The 15,917-nt window shown below is 44.9% G+C and carries 15 protein-coding genes; 2 read left to right on the forward strand and 13 right to left on the reverse strand.

The genetic code is table 11. From position 1 onward, the window contains the following. Nucleotides 1–283 precede the first annotated feature (283 nt). On the forward strand, nucleotides 284–1,558 hold the full coding sequence (gene hflX / locus ACUN27_RS19845; protein ID WP_445559482.1) for a GTPase HflX: 1,275 nt from the start codon (nucleotides 284–286) through the stop codon (nucleotides 1,556–1,558). A gap of 77 nt (nucleotides 1,559–1,635) precedes the next feature. On the opposite strand, the gene ACUN27_RS19850 is transcribed toward hflX, so the two are convergent. The 8 genes from ACUN27_RS19850 to cdaS form a co-directional block, all read right to left on the reverse strand. Then, nucleotides 1,636–2,271 carry an FMN-dependent NADH-azoreductase gene (locus tag ACUN27_RS19850; RefSeq protein ID WP_315950031.1) on the reverse strand — a complete coding sequence of 212 codons (636 nt, stop codon included), beginning with the start codon at nucleotides 2,269–2,271 and terminating at the stop codon, nucleotides 1,636–1,638. 167 nt (nucleotides 2,272–2,438) lie between these two features. Beyond that, nucleotides 2,439–3,077, reverse strand: coding sequence for a cell wall hydrolase (locus ACUN27_RS19855; protein WP_315950030.1), 639 nt, complete (start codon nucleotides 3,075–3,077; stop codon nucleotides 2,439–2,441). A gap of 245 nt (nucleotides 3,078–3,322) precedes the next feature. Continuing rightward, nucleotides 3,323–4,603: an L-cysteine desulfidase family protein gene (locus ACUN27_RS19860; RefSeq protein WP_315950029.1), complete on the reverse strand. Its 1,281-nt coding sequence runs from the start codon at nucleotides 4,601–4,603 to the stop codon at nucleotides 3,323–3,325. A gap of 114 nt (nucleotides 4,604–4,717) precedes the next feature. Then, nucleotides 4,718–5,944 carry an MFS transporter gene (locus tag ACUN27_RS19865; protein ID WP_445559483.1) on the reverse strand — a complete coding sequence of 409 codons (1,227 nt, stop codon included), beginning with the start codon at nucleotides 5,942–5,944 and terminating at the stop codon, nucleotides 4,718–4,720. An 18-nt stretch (nucleotides 5,945–5,962) separates the two neighbouring features. Then, nucleotides 5,963–6,427: a GNAT family N-acetyltransferase gene (locus ACUN27_RS19870; RefSeq protein ID WP_326060491.1), complete on the reverse strand. Its 465-nt coding sequence runs from the start codon at nucleotides 6,425–6,427 to the stop codon at nucleotides 5,963–5,965. Between the two features lie 12 nt (nucleotides 6,428–6,439). Continuing rightward, complete coding sequence (locus tag ACUN27_RS19875) at nucleotides 6,440–7,549, reverse strand: DNA alkylation repair protein (RefSeq protein WP_326060492.1); 1,110 nt, start codon at nucleotides 7,547–7,549, stop codon at nucleotides 6,440–6,442. 202 nt (nucleotides 7,550–7,751) lie between these two features. Next, complete coding sequence (locus ACUN27_RS19880) at nucleotides 7,752–9,494, reverse strand: methyl-accepting chemotaxis protein (RefSeq protein WP_445559484.1); 1,743 nt, start codon at nucleotides 9,492–9,494, stop codon at nucleotides 7,752–7,754. Between the two features lie 342 nt (nucleotides 9,495–9,836). Further along, nucleotides 9,837–10,460 carry a sporulation-specific diadenylate cyclase CdaS gene (gene cdaS / locus ACUN27_RS19885; RefSeq protein WP_445559485.1) on the reverse strand — a complete coding sequence of 208 codons (624 nt, stop codon included), beginning with the start codon at nucleotides 10,458–10,460 and terminating at the stop codon, nucleotides 9,837–9,839. Between the two features lie 163 nt (nucleotides 10,461–10,623). Between cdaS and ACUN27_RS19890 the strand changes: the two genes are divergently transcribed. Next, the gene (locus tag ACUN27_RS19890; protein ID WP_445559486.1) at nucleotides 10,624–11,880 is read left to right on the forward strand and encodes a glycosyl hydrolase family 18 protein; all 1,257 of its coding nucleotides are present in this window, start codon (nucleotides 10,624–10,626) and stop codon (nucleotides 11,878–11,880) included. On the opposite strand, the gene ACUN27_RS19895 is transcribed toward ACUN27_RS19890, so the two are convergent. The 5 genes from ACUN27_RS19895 to ACUN27_RS19915 all read right to left on the reverse strand — a co-directional run bounded on the left by ACUN27_RS19895 (nucleotide 11,877) and on the right by ACUN27_RS19915 (nucleotide 15,811). Further along, complete coding sequence (locus tag ACUN27_RS19895; protein ID WP_445559488.1) at nucleotides 11,877–12,692, reverse strand: NAD(P)-dependent alcohol dehydrogenase; 816 nt, start codon at nucleotides 12,690–12,692, stop codon at nucleotides 11,877–11,879. The genes ACUN27_RS19890 and ACUN27_RS19895 overlap by 4 nt on opposite strands. Further along, the gene (locus tag ACUN27_RS19900) at nucleotides 12,693–12,848 is read right to left on the reverse strand and encodes a hypothetical protein (RefSeq protein ID WP_445559489.1); all 156 of its coding nucleotides are present in this window, start codon (nucleotides 12,846–12,848) and stop codon (nucleotides 12,693–12,695) included. A gap of 214 nt (nucleotides 12,849–13,062) precedes the next feature. Next, the gene (locus ACUN27_RS19905; RefSeq protein WP_445559490.1) at nucleotides 13,063–13,905 is read right to left on the reverse strand and encodes an RMD1 family protein; all 843 of its coding nucleotides are present in this window, start codon (nucleotides 13,903–13,905) and stop codon (nucleotides 13,063–13,065) included. A gap of 92 nt (nucleotides 13,906–13,997) precedes the next feature. Beyond that, nucleotides 13,998–15,086, reverse strand: coding sequence for an AbrB family transcriptional regulator (locus ACUN27_RS19910; RefSeq protein WP_445559491.1), 1,089 nt, complete (start codon nucleotides 15,084–15,086; stop codon nucleotides 13,998–14,000). Further along, nucleotides 15,083–15,811 (reverse strand): MBL fold metallo-hydrolase, encoded by a 729-nt coding sequence (locus ACUN27_RS19915; RefSeq protein ID WP_445559492.1) that lies wholly within the window; start codon nucleotides 15,809–15,811, stop codon nucleotides 15,083–15,085. Before ACUN27_RS19915 ends, ACUN27_RS19910 begins: the two co-directional genes overlap by 4 nt. Nucleotides 15,812–15,917: the final 106 nt, after the last annotated feature.

Consider the following 15,917-nt stretch of genomic DNA (forward strand, 5'->3'; position numbering starts at 1 on the left):
ATTTTATCCGAGTTAGATCTTTGCGCGGCTAATTGAATAGCGCTCAAGATTCTGTCTGTGTACAGAGGACTCAGGATAAGTCTGTCCATTTATAACCCTGATTTGTTGCACCTATCTGTGAATCAAGATGCTCAGTTGTAGGAAGATGAAGTATCCTTCTCGCTAACTGTTGTTTGTTTTCTTGTATTCACTAAGATAGTCAACGTCCTCTCAACCACTGACAACACAAGCCCTCTGCTTGTGTTGTTTCTTTTTACTACCCAACTTGAAAGGATGATGACCTATGGAACAACAGAAAGAGAAAGCGATTATTGTCGGTGTCCATCTATGGAACCGATCGGATTTTGCTTATTCGATGGAGGAATTAAGCAACCTGGCTGAAGCCTGCCACGTTGAAGTGGTTGGCGAGCTATCACAGAAAGTTACGCGTGTGAATCCCTCCCACTATATCGGAACGGGAAAAATTCAAGAGTTAGCCGTTCTAATCGCCGATAAGGGCGCATCGGTGGTCATATGTAATGATGAATTAACTCCTTCTCAGATTCGAAACCTGGAATCCTCCCTTGACTGCAAAGTCATTGACAGAACGATCTTGATTCTGGATATTTTCGGGGAGCGCGCTCAAACACGGGAAGCACAGCTCCAAGTTGAGGTCGCGGAGCTCCACTACATGCTTCCCAGACTTGTCGGACTGCGTGAGTCTTTAGGACGCCAAGGTGGCGGAGCCGGTTTGAAAAATCGGGGTTCAGGTGAAACGAAGCTCGAACTTGACCGTCGTAAAATCGAAGATCGTATCGCAGCTTTACAATCCGAGTTAGAGAAACTCGTTGGCCGGCGCCAAACACAACGGAAGCAGCGGCGCAAAAACGAGGTGCCGGTTATTTGCGTCGTTGGCTATACGAATGCCGGGAAATCAAGTTTGATGAATGCCATGATCGAACAGTACAATCCGCGAGCGGATAAGCAACATAAACAAGTCTTTACCAAAGACATGTTGTTCGCCACGCTGGAGACCTCTGTTCGCAGCATCACCTTGCCCGACCGTAAAACATTTCTGTTAACAGATACGGTAGGGTTTGTTAGCCAACTTCCCCACCATTTAATTAAAGCATTTCGCTCTACTTTGGAGGAAGTCTCCGAAGCTGATCTGTTAATTCAAGTCGTAGACATCTCTAATCCCGAGTACGAAAAGCATATTCAAGTGACCAATGACACGTTGAAAGAGCTGGGCGCTGACCATATTCCCATGATTTTTGCCTACAACAAAGCTGATCTGACGGATCATGCCTACCCTCGAGTAGAAAAGGATCTCGTCTACCTTTCTGCTAGACAGCAAAGCGGCATGGAAGAGCTCACTCAGTTGATTCGCGACCGTATCTTCCACAATTACATGGCATGCGAAATATTAATTCCATATGGGCAAAGTCGATTAGTAGCCTATTTCAATGAGCATGCCCATATTCAGTCAACGAACTATGAGCCTGACGGGACTCGTCTCAAGTTGGAATGCCGCGTATCCGATTATCATCAGTTCCGCGATGACTTTCAGCAACTTTAAAGTACGAAATACCCTCAACCGAAATAGAAAAACAGCGCATCTGAAAAGATGCGCTGTTTCGATATAAAGTATAAATCTTAGAATTGCTTTGCAACTTCTTTCGCTTTAACGATCGCATTTGCTTTGATTTCAGCAGCTTTATCAGGTGCAGCAGCCATACCTTCAACGAAGATGCCTTCGAAGCTAGGTACGCCAGTGAACATCATGATTTTTTTCAAGTAGCTGTGACCAGACTCGAACCCAACTGCTGGACCTTCTGAGTATACGCCGCCAGAAGCTTGGATGTGAAGTGCTTTTTTGTTGTTCAGCAAACCAACAGGGCCTTCAGCTGTGTATTTGAACGTTTTACCAGCTGCACAGATCGCATCGATGTAAGCTTTCATAACTGGAGGGAAGGAGAAGTTCCACATTGGTGAAACGTACACGTATTTGTCAGCGGATATGTATTGATCCACGATTTCACCAAGACGCGCGATTTTAGCTTGCTCATCAGCTGTTAGTGCGCTGAATTCAGTTCCAGAGCCAAGTTTACCCCAGCCGCTCAATACATCCCCATCGATTTGTGGAATGTTCGTTTTGAACAAATCAATATGGATAACTTCGTCACCAGGATTTGTTTCACGGTATGTTTCGATAAATTCTTTGCCCACCGCCATGCTATAGGAAGCTTGGTGATCATTTGGGTTTGCCGTAATGTAAAGTACAGTTGCCATGGTTTCACTCTCACATTCTGTAATTTAATTTGTTACAATTTATATTATAACTTATTTTTAATAAGTTGCAAGCAAAATGTTATTTATCTACTTTCAGAGTATAACACGAGTTAAGTAAGCGATTTACTCCTACTAAAAAAAGACTGCACAAGGCAGCCTTATAGGGTCTAGATGGTAAACGCGTGATGACCAATCGTAATCTTCTTAATTCTGCTTTTACTCCAAGATGCTTTAGCCGTGACCGGATTATAAAAATAAAGAGCTCCTGTTGTTGGATCCATACCATTCAAAGCGGCTGCTGCCGCACGGTAAGCTGTTTCATTAGGTTGAAGAGCAAACTGACCATCATCTACGGATGAAAACTGACCAGGTTGATGAATGACCTCCGTGATGGAATCTGGAAACTGTTCGGATTGAACACGATTCAGAATGACAGCTCCCACGGCAACTTGACCCAAGAAGGATTCACCCCGAGCTTCAGAATGAATGATTCGTGCCAGCTCGTCCAGCACTGAGTGTTTGGGGGAAATCGATTTTTTTAACTTCGACAATGTCAGTGAGTCAGCTTCACCATCAACCGTCAAGCCGTAGCTGGCTTGAAATTTCTTAACAGCATTCTTCGTTTGGCTCCCATAATAGCCAGTAATTCCTGCATGAAAGTAGCCAAGTGCGCTTAATCTCTCTTGCATATCCAATACTTGATCACTTTGCGTACCCTGGGATAAAGATTGTGCGCTGACCGGAACAGCCATCCCCATGATTCCGAGGGAACAAATGCAGATTAGAGCCTGTACTTTTTTCTTCATGTTTCAAGATAACCTCCTCTTCCTTTTACGCGCTGTATGTGGCAACAACATACAGCATTACAAATTTAGGGGTGTTGATCCGACTCAAGATGTCGCCATACACGCTCTACGAATAGAGACCAGCTTCAAGCTGTACCTATACACTTCGGGAGATCATCCTGATAAAGGTCGCAAAAAAAGGACTTGAGGCTTAATCCCCAAGTCCTTACCGTTCAAAACATACAATATAAGTCGATCCTAATTGCTTATAATTCTTTATTTAACATCATTTCGAGAACAAGTTTATCCATCTCCGACGTTGCCTCATTCCCGATCCGACAGAAGTTATCGATAGTCTTCTCGGCGTCATTTTCAATGAATCCATTGGTCGAGGATATGGACTTCCCTTTTGACGCCAGAAGCGCAGATTGTACCGCCGCGCTTGTGCAAGTCGCAACTTTCATAGCGCAGCCGCCCTTCGCCCCATCGCACATCATCCCGGTCACATTGCCAAGCATGTTCTGGATTGCAGCCCGGATCTCGGGTTTCCCTCCGCCAAGCAGATAGGTTATTCCGCAGCTAGCGCCCGTACCCGATACGGTCACTCCGCATAACGCGGATAATCGCCCAAACTTCGATTTGATATGAATCGTAACCAAATGGCTAAGCGCAACCGCGCGAATGAGTTGCTCCTCAGAGGCGCCGAGTCTTTCTGCAGCCGCGATGACAGGATTCGTCGCGGCAATCCCTTGATTGCCGCTTCCTGAATTCGCCATGACAGGCATCGTGGAACCAGCCATACGAGCATCCGAACCTGCTGCCGCGAGCGCCATCGCATGGGAAATGAGATCATCGGATAAAATTCCTCGCTGCACGTTTTCTTTTATCGTCTTCCCGACCTCAAGTCCGTACGAATGTGTTAAGCCGTCTAAACCTGCCTTGCGATTCAATTCTATGCTTTGTTTGACCAAACTGAGCTCTTCAAGTTCAACAGAATTCACGAAATCAACAATCGAATCGATCGTTAGCGAATTCCGGTCCTCCTTAGAGCTCTTAAAGCTCGCGTTTGCACAGCCTCCAGTATCCACGATCTTCCCATCGACTTCTATCAACGTAATATTCGTATGGTTATCTGTAATGACAACCTTTGCGTACCTTTGCTCGGCTTCAATCTTGACTTCAATGTATAGTTTGGTTGGTGTATCAGCGAGATGAACCACAGAAATACCCTCATCCACCATTGTCCGAGCCTCGGAAATGGCGGCTGGATCAATATCGGCGAGTACTTCTAATTGTTTCTCCGCATTGCCGGCAATCGCCCCTAGCGCAGCTACAAAGTCGATCCCTGTCTGACCCGTGCCGGGTATGCCGACGGCTAATGCATTCTTTATGATGCCTGCACTAGCATACACCGTAATTTTGTCTATTGGACCATTAATATAAGTCCTTGCCTTGGCTGCTGCTAACGCAATCGCAACTGGCTCTGTACAGCCAAGCGCAACAACAAGTTCATTTCTAAGTATGTGAATGAATATTTCCGACTTCAAGATGTACCCCCCTAGCCCCGAAAGGTACAATGACCTTTTGAATGATGACTAAAATATACTATAATTGCTTCATTTCGTACAACTCTCTATTATTGGGTAAAGCAGCAATTTCGCTTAACCTTCAACCGTTTCTCGAATGACGGGCTGCCGTACGTCCACAGACTTTTGTTTGGCCAAAATCAAGGTTAAGATACCACTTGCAATTGTAAGGACGGCCAATGTTAATAGATAAGTTGAAATCCCGAACCAATCCAGACATGCACCCGTCGCAAGCAGCGCAACCTGAAACATTACGCGATCAAGCATGCCTCGAAATGAGAAAAAACGGCCTTGCACGTCTTGCGGGACTTTGATTTGAAAAAGAGTCGATACCATTGGAAAGAAAAAAGCGACGGCACAGCCGAATAGAACAAAAGAACCAAGCACGGCAGAGGTATTCTCGCTAAAGGACATGCCAGCAAATGAAATCGCAAATAGTAACATAAATAGTGTAGAGCTGGTTACCAGATTTCGCTTTCCGATCACCCGTTTGGCAAATAAACCTACGATTAAAATGCTCATACCTTCAATGGAATAAATCCATCCCATCAGTTCCGGCTTATGTTGGACTTGACTAAATTTAAGGACAAGCAAATTGAAACCACCCAAGAACAAAGTGATAATACCGCTATTGATAAGTGCTATAAGGACAGCAGGCTCTTGTCGGATGAACGGAAACAGCTCGGAGAAGCGGATTTTCTCCTTCTTTTTAACAATCGTAGAATCCGTAATATTTGTAATCTTCAACTGCGTAATGAGCAGAACTAGAATCGCGTAAAATACAAGCGACAATGCGTACACCGTGTATAAATTCATGACGGCGACCAGAATGCCCGCGACAGCTGTACCGCCAATCCTTGCTATTGTAGTCACGTTGAAATTAACGGTATTCGCCTTCAGCAGATCGGATGCTGAAACGACTGCTGGCAGTGCTGCTTGCACGGTTGGCATATAGACTGTCGCGGCTAACTGCATAATGACCACTGACAATAACATGATTGCGACAGATTGGTAATATAAAGCAGCGAACATACAAATCGGAGCAAAACAACGAACGATCCCTGATATGAGCAGGATTTTTTTCTTATCATAGCGGTCGGCCCAAACGCCTGCTTGCGGTGAAATGAGCACACCAAGAAATAACCCGCACATCAGGATTAAACTTTTGCCTAAGTCAGACGGAACGTGGCTTTGCATGAATTGCAAATTGGCAATGATGCTAGTCCAGATGCCTCCGCCTTGGATGGCTTCACCAATCATCAAAATGATAAACGCACGATTTCGAAACAAAGAAGAATTCATTCCTAATCTCCAGTCCATTCAATATTCGTTAGTCACATTTAATACTAGGAAGTGCGTATGATGATCCGAATCCGAGTTCATGGAAAAACCGAGTGAACGATAAAAAACATCAGCTTGATGGTTATCCGTTTTTAGCACAAGGAGGTGATAACTTTTTCTCGCTTCCGCAATGACAGACGCCAGTAACATTCGCCCAATTCCAAATCTGCGCACACTTGGCATGACATAAAGCCGTCGAACACGGCCGACATCTGCGCCATTGGTGTAATGATCCCGGTTCAATCCGCAGACCCCGACAATATCACTGCCCAGTTTGGCAATGAAAAGAGCTTCTCCATCTTGATCAAATTGATTACTCCCATTCGCATACTCGTTCATCAATCTGCCCAGATGGCGAAATCCTTCACGAGCACTCTCTTCTGCCAAAGGCAACAATAATTGAGTATCCAGAATCTCAACTTTTTGGATGTGAAAATGACTCATGGAATCAACTCCCTAGCTCCCCAACGTTAGATTTAAAGAGGTCTCTGCGACTTCCTTTCCGTTCACGAGTAAAACTATTCGATGCTTGCCAGGGTAATGCCGGCGGGTCGTCAGATCGGCCCATCGATGTGTTCTAGCAGCTGCAAGCCGTGTTCCTCCAGGTACAGTCTTATCCGACAGGAGAAACAACTTCCGCGAATGTTTCCCTCCTGATTTCACAAAATCAATTCCGTATTCGATACGCAGATGAACGGGTTCACCCAGCCGTACGTGAACTTCGTAGCGAAGTTCACAATTCTCGCCAATCATCAGCTCGTTCGGCTCAGCCATAAGCACCGCGTAATCCGCAATGGGATCGTCATCCCGCGACACCGCATATCCAAACAGGGCTAGCACCTCCGGAGTCGCTTGGCGAATCAAAGTTCTGCAGCCGTGCCTCACGATCCAATCCGTATCCGGATTGACCCCCTTCCAACGCGCAGCTGTCTCCAGAACGATCGCCGGATGATCCTTCGCAATATCGTTCAAATTATTAGCGACACTTTTGCGAACATAGAGCGACGAATCGGCTTTCAGCTTCTCCAAAATGCCCAGTACCGGCGCAGGATCCTGCTTAAACATCGGCAGCGATTGTCCCCAAGGAAGACGCGGACGGCATCCTTCACTAGCGAGCCTGCGTACATTCTCATTCGGATGATCTGCCCAAACGGACATCTGTCGTATCATGCGTTCGGGATCATGCAAAATAAACGGCCGCACAGCAAACTCAGCGGAAGATCTTGTTGTGAATCTTTCCAATGCTTGCATAGACAGCTCCCAATGCTCGCCGTTTTGACCGTATACTTCCACAAAATCAGGAAAAAACAAATAAGGAAAGCCAATACAAGTATCTTCAATTGCATATAAAATGGCCAACGCCTCGCTAAAAGAAGGCGGCAGATGCTCGCCGAGCGTTAGCGTAATTTTCCTCATCCTTTGTTTCAAAGCTAAATCTACCCAGTCAGCATGCATAACCTTCTCCACGAACGATTCCTCGTCGAATGGTGGGTAGGCGCTGTGAACTTTTTTGGCGAATTCCTGGAGAAACGCTTGATTGTACATATCTTTTAATGCGTCTGCCATTTCTGTTAGTCCTCCGTCTCCGTATCAACTACATGAACTTATATAGCATAGCACAGTAAAGCTGACAACAGTACGTCATATTTACCGAAGGTTGAATAATTTATTGCACTGTTAGCAAAAAAACGAACTATGCGTCCTTCCGAATAAAACCCCACAAACCGCAAGGGTTTGTGGGGTTTGTGGGGTTTCCATGTGTATGGGACTAAGCGATACTGAATCGAGCCAGGATCTGCTGCAGTTCTTCTGCCATCTCCGATAAGGATTGTGCTGCGACTCTCACTTCCCCTGTAGTCTCAAGCTGATTTACAGCGGAAGTTGACACGTCCTGGGAAGAGTCCGCTGTTTTCTTAGCGATGGAAGCAACTTGTTGGACAGATGCCGTAATCTCTTGCGCACCAGCCGACATTTGTTCGGAAGTTGCGGCCATTTCCTGAATTTGTGACGCCACAAGTGTAGTAGACTGCAAAATTTCACCGAAGTTTTGCTCCGTTTTCTGCACGAGCTCAATGCCTGTTTGAACTTCATTTTTGACTTGACTGAGAGCATCGCCCGAATCATGTACGGTTGTTTGAATTTCACTCAGCAACGCGGAAATCTCACCTGAAAATTGTCCGGATTGCTCGGCTAGCTTGCGTACTTCAGAAGCTACGACGGCAAAGCCGCGTCCCTGCTCACCAGCTCTGGCTGCTTCAATCGCAGCATTAAGTGCCAGAAGATTCGTTTGCTGGGCAATATCCTGAATAGCTTGTAAAATATGCCCGATCTCTTGCGATTTTCTCTCCAACATTGACATTACTTGATCTGTTTGAGTAACAGATTCATGAATGGATTCCATTTGCTGAACAGTGTTCTGCACATAGGTTCCACCGGCTTCTGCCTGCTGTTTGGTCCATTCGATCGACTCCGCAATCGTAGAAGCACTTTCGGCCATCCGATATATTCCGCTGCCCACTTCTTCCATCGAGCGCGAAGTTTCTTCCATCGTTAGCGTCTGTTGATCCGCCCCTGTAGCCACTTCTTTCACCGTCTGAGTGATGTGATTGGATACTTCCTGCATATCAATAGAGCTGATACGAAGTTGTTCTGCAGAAGAAGCAACGCTTTGCGCATGTCCATTCACAGCTTCGATCATACTTCTCATATGCTCCGTCATTTGTGCAAACGAAGCGCTGAGATCTCCGATTTCATCCTTCTGTTTCAAAGCTGTATAGCTCACAGAAAGATCCCCTTCCGATATACGTCTTGCCGCTGCACTCATCGTCGTGATCGGTTTGGAGACGTGACGAGCAATCAGGAACGAGATAAGTAAACCTAAGACGATTGCAAAAATACTAAGAACCGTATTCCACTTAATACCATCCTGATAAGAATGCTCTACCTCCGTTGCCCATCCTTCCGCATTTTCCTGAATACGTTTGGTGAACATTTCTATTAGCAACGAGCAGCTTCCCAAGTTACTATCCGCAACCTGGATAAGAGCCAGACCTTCAGCGCCGTGTTTTTGCGCAGCTTCCAGCGTAGAAGGAAAAACCGTAGCGTACTGCGTCCATTGCTCTTTGAATACTTTAAGCATCTGGATATCTTTCTCATCCTGGAAAGTCCCATCCAGAAGATTGATTTTCTTTTCAATATCATTAAATAAGGTTTGAGCTCTCTCTGCAGGAGTCGTTGTTGCCTCTTCCTCTAACATGCCCGTACCACTTAAGTTTTGCTTCGTCTTATCCTCCATATTAAATTGAATGCGGAGAATTTGATCGTCGAGACTTTTCAAATCATAGTTCAAATTGCCCAGTAAGATAACGGAAGGAAGTCCTTTATCCGTCGTTAGTTTAGCGGTGTCACCCATCGATTTCATCCGCATTTGAGACGTAATACTGATTGTCGTAAGAAGCACTAAAACAATGACAAAGCTAAAAAGAAGTTTCTTGTACAGCGTGAGTTTCATTCTGCCAGCCTCCGAAGTTTCTCTTATTGTTGTAAGGGGTCATGTTTTCCCTTTTTTTTACAGGATAAATTATCCTATGTTTAATTTCGGCGAAACAAGTCGAATTTTTTATAGCTAATTAAAAATAAGTATGAATTCCGTTGAATCACCGCGTTTTTTCGGTCATGAAAAAGGCTGCCGAGAATCAATCCTCGACAGCCTTGTAGGTCTATTTTCCGATGTCTACTACTCTATCAATCCAGGTTTCCGCAAAAAGTTTTTAGGTACTAACAGCTACATCTTCTCTTGTTATATATGCCTCGGGATCTAGTGAATTAACGCCTCTACAACTGACAAACAAATCTAAACAATAATATCCGACATGATGATCGGATGCAGTTGGCCCTGGTAGGCAAATGAAGTTTGACCGGTTTCTTCCGAAACAACCAGAGCCAAAGCATCTGTTCGTTCCGTAATGCCAATTGCCGCCCGATGCCGCGTACCTAATTTTTTATTTTCTACGATAGTGGCTGATAAGGGAAGGACATTCGCTGCTGAAACGATTTGATCATAACTAATGAACACAGCCCCATCATGCAAGGGATTGCCAGGGTAAAAGATCGATTCGAGTAAGGAATACGATACTTTGGCTCCTACTGGAATGCCATTATGAAGATGTTCCCCGATAGGATCGTTTCGTTGGATGACAATCAACGCACCATGGCGGCGTTTCGACAAATGATCAACGGCAATAGACAGGTCCAAATATTGGATGGAGAAAGCTGACAAATAACATTGCATGTAAAAGGAAGCGGCAATGGATTCAACTCTCCTGAACCTTTCTTGAATCGCCTCTAAATCGCTTAGCATGCAGTGATTTTCATTATCTATGATTTGTAAGCTATGATGGAGCGCATCAGAAATTTCTTGGATGTGCTTTTTGAGCTGTTCTTTCATTGGGGATTCATCGCATCGGATCTGATTCAACTCGTACACCTCTGGTTACCGTATTACTTATTATGATTCCCAGTTTTGAAAAGATCATCAATTATCAATATTGCCGTTTTAAAGCTCTATTTTGTTCTTAAACATGCTGGAAACGGAATACCTATAAAAAAATTGTTGTTATTCGGTCAGGGGGCTGATCCCTTTGTTTATTTATACGGTCAAATCTGGCGATTCACTTTATACAATTTCCAGAAAATATCAAGTATCGCTTGATACGATACGCTCCGTAAACGGATTAAATGAAGCTGATCTCGTACCAGGTCAAGCACTCATAATGGCGACGACGACCTACATTGTTCAACAAGGTGACACTCTTTCCTCTATCGCGAGCATCAGCTATGTTCCCTCACAACTTCTGAAAACCGCCAATGGTCTGGAAAGCGATGCCTTGACTGTCGGAATGCGGTTAACCTTACCGACTCGGCCCAAGTATTTGGAGGAAGGGCTAAGCTATATTTTACCTAGTACGCCGGAACAAATTCAGAAAACAGTTCAAAACTTCGCAAACCTGAATACATACTTTGGTGTTTTTGAATATCATATTACGGCTGACGGCAATCTGAGCGAACTGCCTTATGATGATCTTGTGATTAAAGTTTCTCGTGATCACCTTGTAGCGCCTCTTGCTACAATAACAAATTTAACGCCAGGAGGGTTCAGCTCCGACATAACGAAACAATTGCTGCAGTCTCCGGAACTTCGAAACCGTTTAATCGATAACATCTATACCTTACTGAAAACGAAAAATTACACTGGAGTCAATGTCGATTTCGAGCGAATTAGAGCAGATGAACGCGACTTGTATTCCGGTTTTTTGAGAGCCTTGAATGAGAGATTAAAGCCAGATGGCTATTATACTTCCGTAGCGGTACCCGTAAAAAGGTCCGATCTTGACCATCCCGGGTATGATTATGGGGGGATTGCTAGCTCTGTTAACTTCGTATTTATTATGGCCTATGATTTCCATGAAGCGCATTCAGGACCTGGGCCTGTTGGCCCGATCGATGAAATTAGAAAAACGGTTGAATATGCACTCCAACACATGCCTCGTCATAAAATTATTCTTGGTGTCCCGCGGTATGGTTTTGACTGGACCATGGAGGGGAATGTCCCCCTAACGGCCAAAGCCGTTTCCGTAAAATCAGCAACAGATACCGCTATTAGGTATGAGGTGAATATTCAATACTCCGAGCAGTATCAGCAGCCGTATTTTGGCTATTGGGATGAGCAAGGACGCAGACATATCGTCTGGTTTGAGGATGCGCGGGCACGGGCAGCGAAATGTCAGTTGGTCATTGACTACCAGCTTCTCGGCATTGGTGCGTGGCAGCTTGGCTTGAATTTCCCTCAATCCGCCTATCTAATCATGCACTTTTTCAGGAACAGAAGAGTTGTTTAATCCACTACACGGATCACAACTTTTCCTTTAACATGACCATCTCCCAAATGCTGAAGAGCTTCAGCGAGATCACGTAATGGATAGTACTTATCTATAATGGGTGTAATGGCTCCAGCCTCAACAAGTCTACCCAACTCCTTTTGATCATGTTGATTTGGCTTATGGACTAATATGCCCATGTTCTTCTTCTCCGTCATTGAAATCCAAGGTCCCAGGCACATAACCTGAAAAATTCGAGACATAGAGCCTCCTACCATAACATACGCTCCTGATGGGCTTATTGCACGTTTGTAATCGAAAATTGATCGATTTCCTACTATATCAAGAATTAAATCATACTGCTGTCCGTTTTTTGTAAAATCTTTCATTGTGTAGTCAATAACCTCGTCTGCGCCAAGCGATGTAAGCATATCCAATTTCAAGCCGATATCGACAGCTGCTACTTTCGCCCCGATTGATTTGGCATATTGTATAGCGATCGTTCCTACTCCTCCACCTGCCCCATTGACAAGAATTTTCTGCCCCTTCTGAATCTTTCCTTTATCACGGAGGCCTTGTAAAGCAAGGACTCCCGCCTGTGGGAGAGCTGCGGCTTGATCGAATGACATAGGCGGTGGTTTGTGTGACAAAACGTCTTCACGAACAGAAACAAACTCCGCGAATCCGCCCCAACCACTGCCTGATATGTCCCCGAACACCTCATCGCCAGGTTGAAACTGTTTGACTTCTCGTCCCACCGCTTCTACGATCCCAGCAATGTCAGCTCCGAGAATGCTGTATTTAGGCTTTAGAATCCCCCCAAGGCGTACCATTTAGGGTATTCCTCGCATAAGATCCCAATCCCATGAATTGACGGACGCAGCATGAACGCGGACTAGGACTTCATTGTCTTTGGGGGTTGGTTTTTCTACTTCAACAAGGTTAAGAACGTCTTTGGTTCCGTATTTCGTATAGACCATTGCTTTCATTCTCATACCTCCAACGAGATCCCTATCATGGTTGATCTTATCATGTCCCGACTAAAAATATGTCAATATTTTTCAATAAAATCACGTACTCTAGTTTCCACCGAAAGCACTAATCAGAGAGCAAGGCCGCATTTGCCTAAGCAAAATAAAAAAGCCTGAAGGAAATGAATATTTCCTTAGGCTTTTTTATCACTCCAGACTCGCTCATCCCTACCTAATGGGAAGGAAGCCAGCCTACAATTTGTAATACCGTTAACGCGACTTCGATAACAATTAGAATCACGACAATCCACTCTACGAATAACCCTCGGATAGAATGACTGATATTGGAAAATCCCTCAAGGATGTGATACAAAATGTCTGTTTTGCTTTTCAAAATTTTATAGCGATCATTCAGTTCAAAGAAATCCATCATCCCATCATAAAATTCACTGGCCATGCTATTCGTCCAAGTTAGATCAGGTTTATCCAAAATCATGATGTAGGCAAGTGTGTTGTACTCATGGCGCACGATTTTGGCTGTGGTTCTCGCCAATTCTTTATTGCCCACGCGAAGCTTCCCTTTCTCTAATCGATCGATCATTCCTTCAAGACCATCATGAATATCACCAAGTTGTTCCTCAATTTTCTCCAGAGCTACGGATTTGGCAAGCACTGTGGAGATGAGTTCAGGGTAAAAGGACTGGTACTCGGCAACTATTACATACTTGTCTGTCAACTCCATGCTCTCGATTTCCTCAATATGCAGACTGTAATCGTCCATATATCGATCCACATGCTGAAGCTCCAGATCAGCCTCAAAGGTTTGGATAAATTTCAAAAAAGCTGTAATTTCATCCTTGTTTTTGTGATTAACAAATACAACACTTCCAAATGAAAATACCAATACTTGTTGTAAGGAATCCGTTTCTTTCTGAAGGATCGAGGATAAAAGATCACCCCTCAGGATTAACGGTTGTTCCCACGTGTATTTTTTGGGAATGTTACAATGAATTGCGATTTTGTTTAAATCAATTTCATTTGTGACTGCCAGAGCTCTGAAAGTAATATCTTTCATGTTCACCACTCATCTGCTAAAAAAAGTTATACTAACTAGTCTTGACAGAATAAGATGGCTTCAATCCTGTACGGAGCCTGTATTTTCCAATTTCAGCTTCTGGGGACCGGCTCATTCCCTACTTTATCCCTTGGCATCAAATATTTAAAGGCAAGCCTCAGAAGCGGCGGAACCGCGAAGTAAATGAACCAGGTCCGGAATATTTGGTAGCAGGTGACAATCGCAATATCCGCATGAACCTCTTTGGCCATGATTCCCATTTGATCCATGCCTCCAGGTGCCATAGCCAAAAAAGCAGTCGCTGCCGTAACGTCATGCATGTTAGAGAGCATTAGGCTTAAACCTAACGAGCCTAAGATAAGCACACAGCCGCTTATGATCGCGAGCCCAATGATACGTACTTTATGTGTTAAACTTTCCGGACGAAGGAGTAAACCAACGTACGTGCCTATTAATAGTTGCGATACGTCTAGGAGACCTGACGGCAGAGCTGGACCTGATACACCGGAAAGATGAAGCACGGCTGTGGCGATCATTGGCCCCAGCAAAAAAGCCGATGGAAAACGAATCTTTTTCGCCATCACCGCACATATCACACAAACAATAGCGAACAAGAAAATATTCGGGAAAAGATCACTCCAACGCGCACTTACTCCTGCAATCTGCTCTATTGCCGATCGATCACCGCCAAACAATGGACTAAATATAAGTAGCGGTACGCAGAAAATAATTATCATCAACCGAGACACTTGGAGGAACGTCATCACGGTGAGATCAATGCCTTTCGTATCCTCTGCAAGGATGATCATCTGCGACAATCCTCCTGGAATACTCCCCATCAACACCGTCGGCAGGTCCAAGCCCGATACCTTGGATATGCAATAGGCGATAAGCGCGCTGAACAGCAGCAGCAAAACGGTCATTAAAATCATGCTGGGCAGCTGCTTTCCCATCTCTTGCAATGTGTTTACCGTGAATGTTAAGCCTATAGAATAGCCTATAATAATCAGTGCCGTATCACGCAAATAACTAGGCCAAAGCGGCTTTACCTTTTTCAAAAAACGAGCTCCCAAGAAAGCAAACAGCATCGGTCCCAAGAGCCACGGTAAGGGAGAATGAATGAGCGTGAATAACGTTCCTCCTACAAGCGACAAAGCAAGTGTGACGATGAAACGAATCACGGCTGCTCAGTCAATTCGGCAATCCGTTTATTCACTTCACCTTGGAAATACCCGCCATGATAACAGATAACGTTCACGATATCGAAGGCTAGCAGCTTCTTAAGCGATCTTAGTGCATCTTGCATATCAGGCGTAACAGCTGCCCGCGGCCCCATTAATTCGCCATTGTCGACGACCATGGCATCTCCGGCAATCAGCGTTTTGCTCGCATGATGATATAAACAGACATGCCCGGGCGTATGTCCCGGCGTATGAATGACGGTTAGGCCGCCTGCAATCGGCAGCGTCTCTCCATCTGCGATCGTGCTCTCCACGTTGGGGTGTGACGGATACAGAAAAGTCTGCTCGAATTGGTTACGGATCACTTCCGGCAGCTGAGCCAGGAGCGCAGTCAGCCTCTCCGGGCTCACCTTGATCATCGGTTTCTCCCCATTGATGACGTCTTTGTCGTCTTCATGGGCATACACGATTGGAGATTCGTCTTCAGCCGCGAGAAACTCGGGCAGTCCACCTACATGATCGATATCCTGATGTGTCAAAATAATGGAACGCAGCGGGACATTCAAGACCCCTGCTTGCTTCGCTAACTCCCGGATCGCAGGAGCAGAACCGGGCATACCAGTATCGATTAATACCCAGGACTCCTTGTCATAAAGTATCGTCGGATGAATCGTCATAGGTCCCAGATTTAAGGACAACATATCAATGCCTTCTGCTATTCTCATGTGATTGCCGATACCTTAACCTCTATCAATCTTAAGGCAAGATCTCGGCCACCTCCTCTTATTCAAGTCTAAAACCAATGAGTTCATTATAGAACTCGATAGTTTT

This window comes from Paenibacillus sp. WC2504 (assembly GCF_052682475.1).

What these genes read in the sequence shown, in the direction of transcription:
- hflX (WP_445559482.1), top strand. Translation starts at nt 284, where the DNA reads ATGGAACAACAGAAAGAGAAAGCGATTATTGTCGGTGTCCATCTATGG.
- ACUN27_RS19850 (WP_315950031.1), bottom strand. Translation starts at nt 2,271, where the DNA reads ATGGCAACTGTACTTTACATTACGGCAAACCCAAATGATCACCAAGCT.
- ACUN27_RS19855 (WP_315950030.1), bottom strand. Translation starts at nt 3,077, where the DNA reads ATGAAGAAAAAAGTACAGGCTCTAATCTGCATTTGTTCCCTCGGAATC.
- ACUN27_RS19865 (WP_445559483.1), bottom strand. Translation starts at nt 5,944, where the DNA reads ATGAATTCTTCTTTGTTTCGAAATCGTGCGTTTATCATTTTGATGATT.
- ACUN27_RS19870 (WP_326060491.1), bottom strand. Translation starts at nt 6,427, where the DNA reads ATGAGTCATTTTCACATCCAAAAAGTTGAGATTCTGGATACTCAATTA.
- ACUN27_RS19875 (WP_326060492.1), bottom strand. Translation starts at nt 7,549, where the DNA reads ATGGCAGACGCATTAAAAGATATGTACAATCAAGCGTTTCTCCAGGAA.
- ACUN27_RS19880 (WP_445559484.1), bottom strand. Translation starts at nt 9,494, where the DNA reads ATGAAACTCACGCTGTACAAGAAACTTCTTTTTAGCTTTGTCATTGTT.
- ACUN27_RS19895 (WP_445559488.1), bottom strand. Translation starts at nt 12,692, where the DNA reads ATGGTACGCCTTGGGGGGATTCTAAAGCCTAAATACAGCATTCTCGGA.
- ACUN27_RS19900 (WP_445559489.1), bottom strand. Translation starts at nt 12,848, where the DNA reads ATGAAAGCAATGGTCTATACGAAATACGGAACCAAAGACGTTCTTAAC.
- ACUN27_RS19905 (WP_445559490.1), bottom strand. Translation starts at nt 13,905, where the DNA reads ATGAAAGATATTACTTTCAGAGCTCTGGCAGTCACAAATGAAATTGAT.
- ACUN27_RS19915 (WP_445559492.1), bottom strand. Translation starts at nt 15,811, where the DNA reads ATGAGAATAGCAGAAGGCATTGATATGTTGTCCTTAAATCTGGGACCT.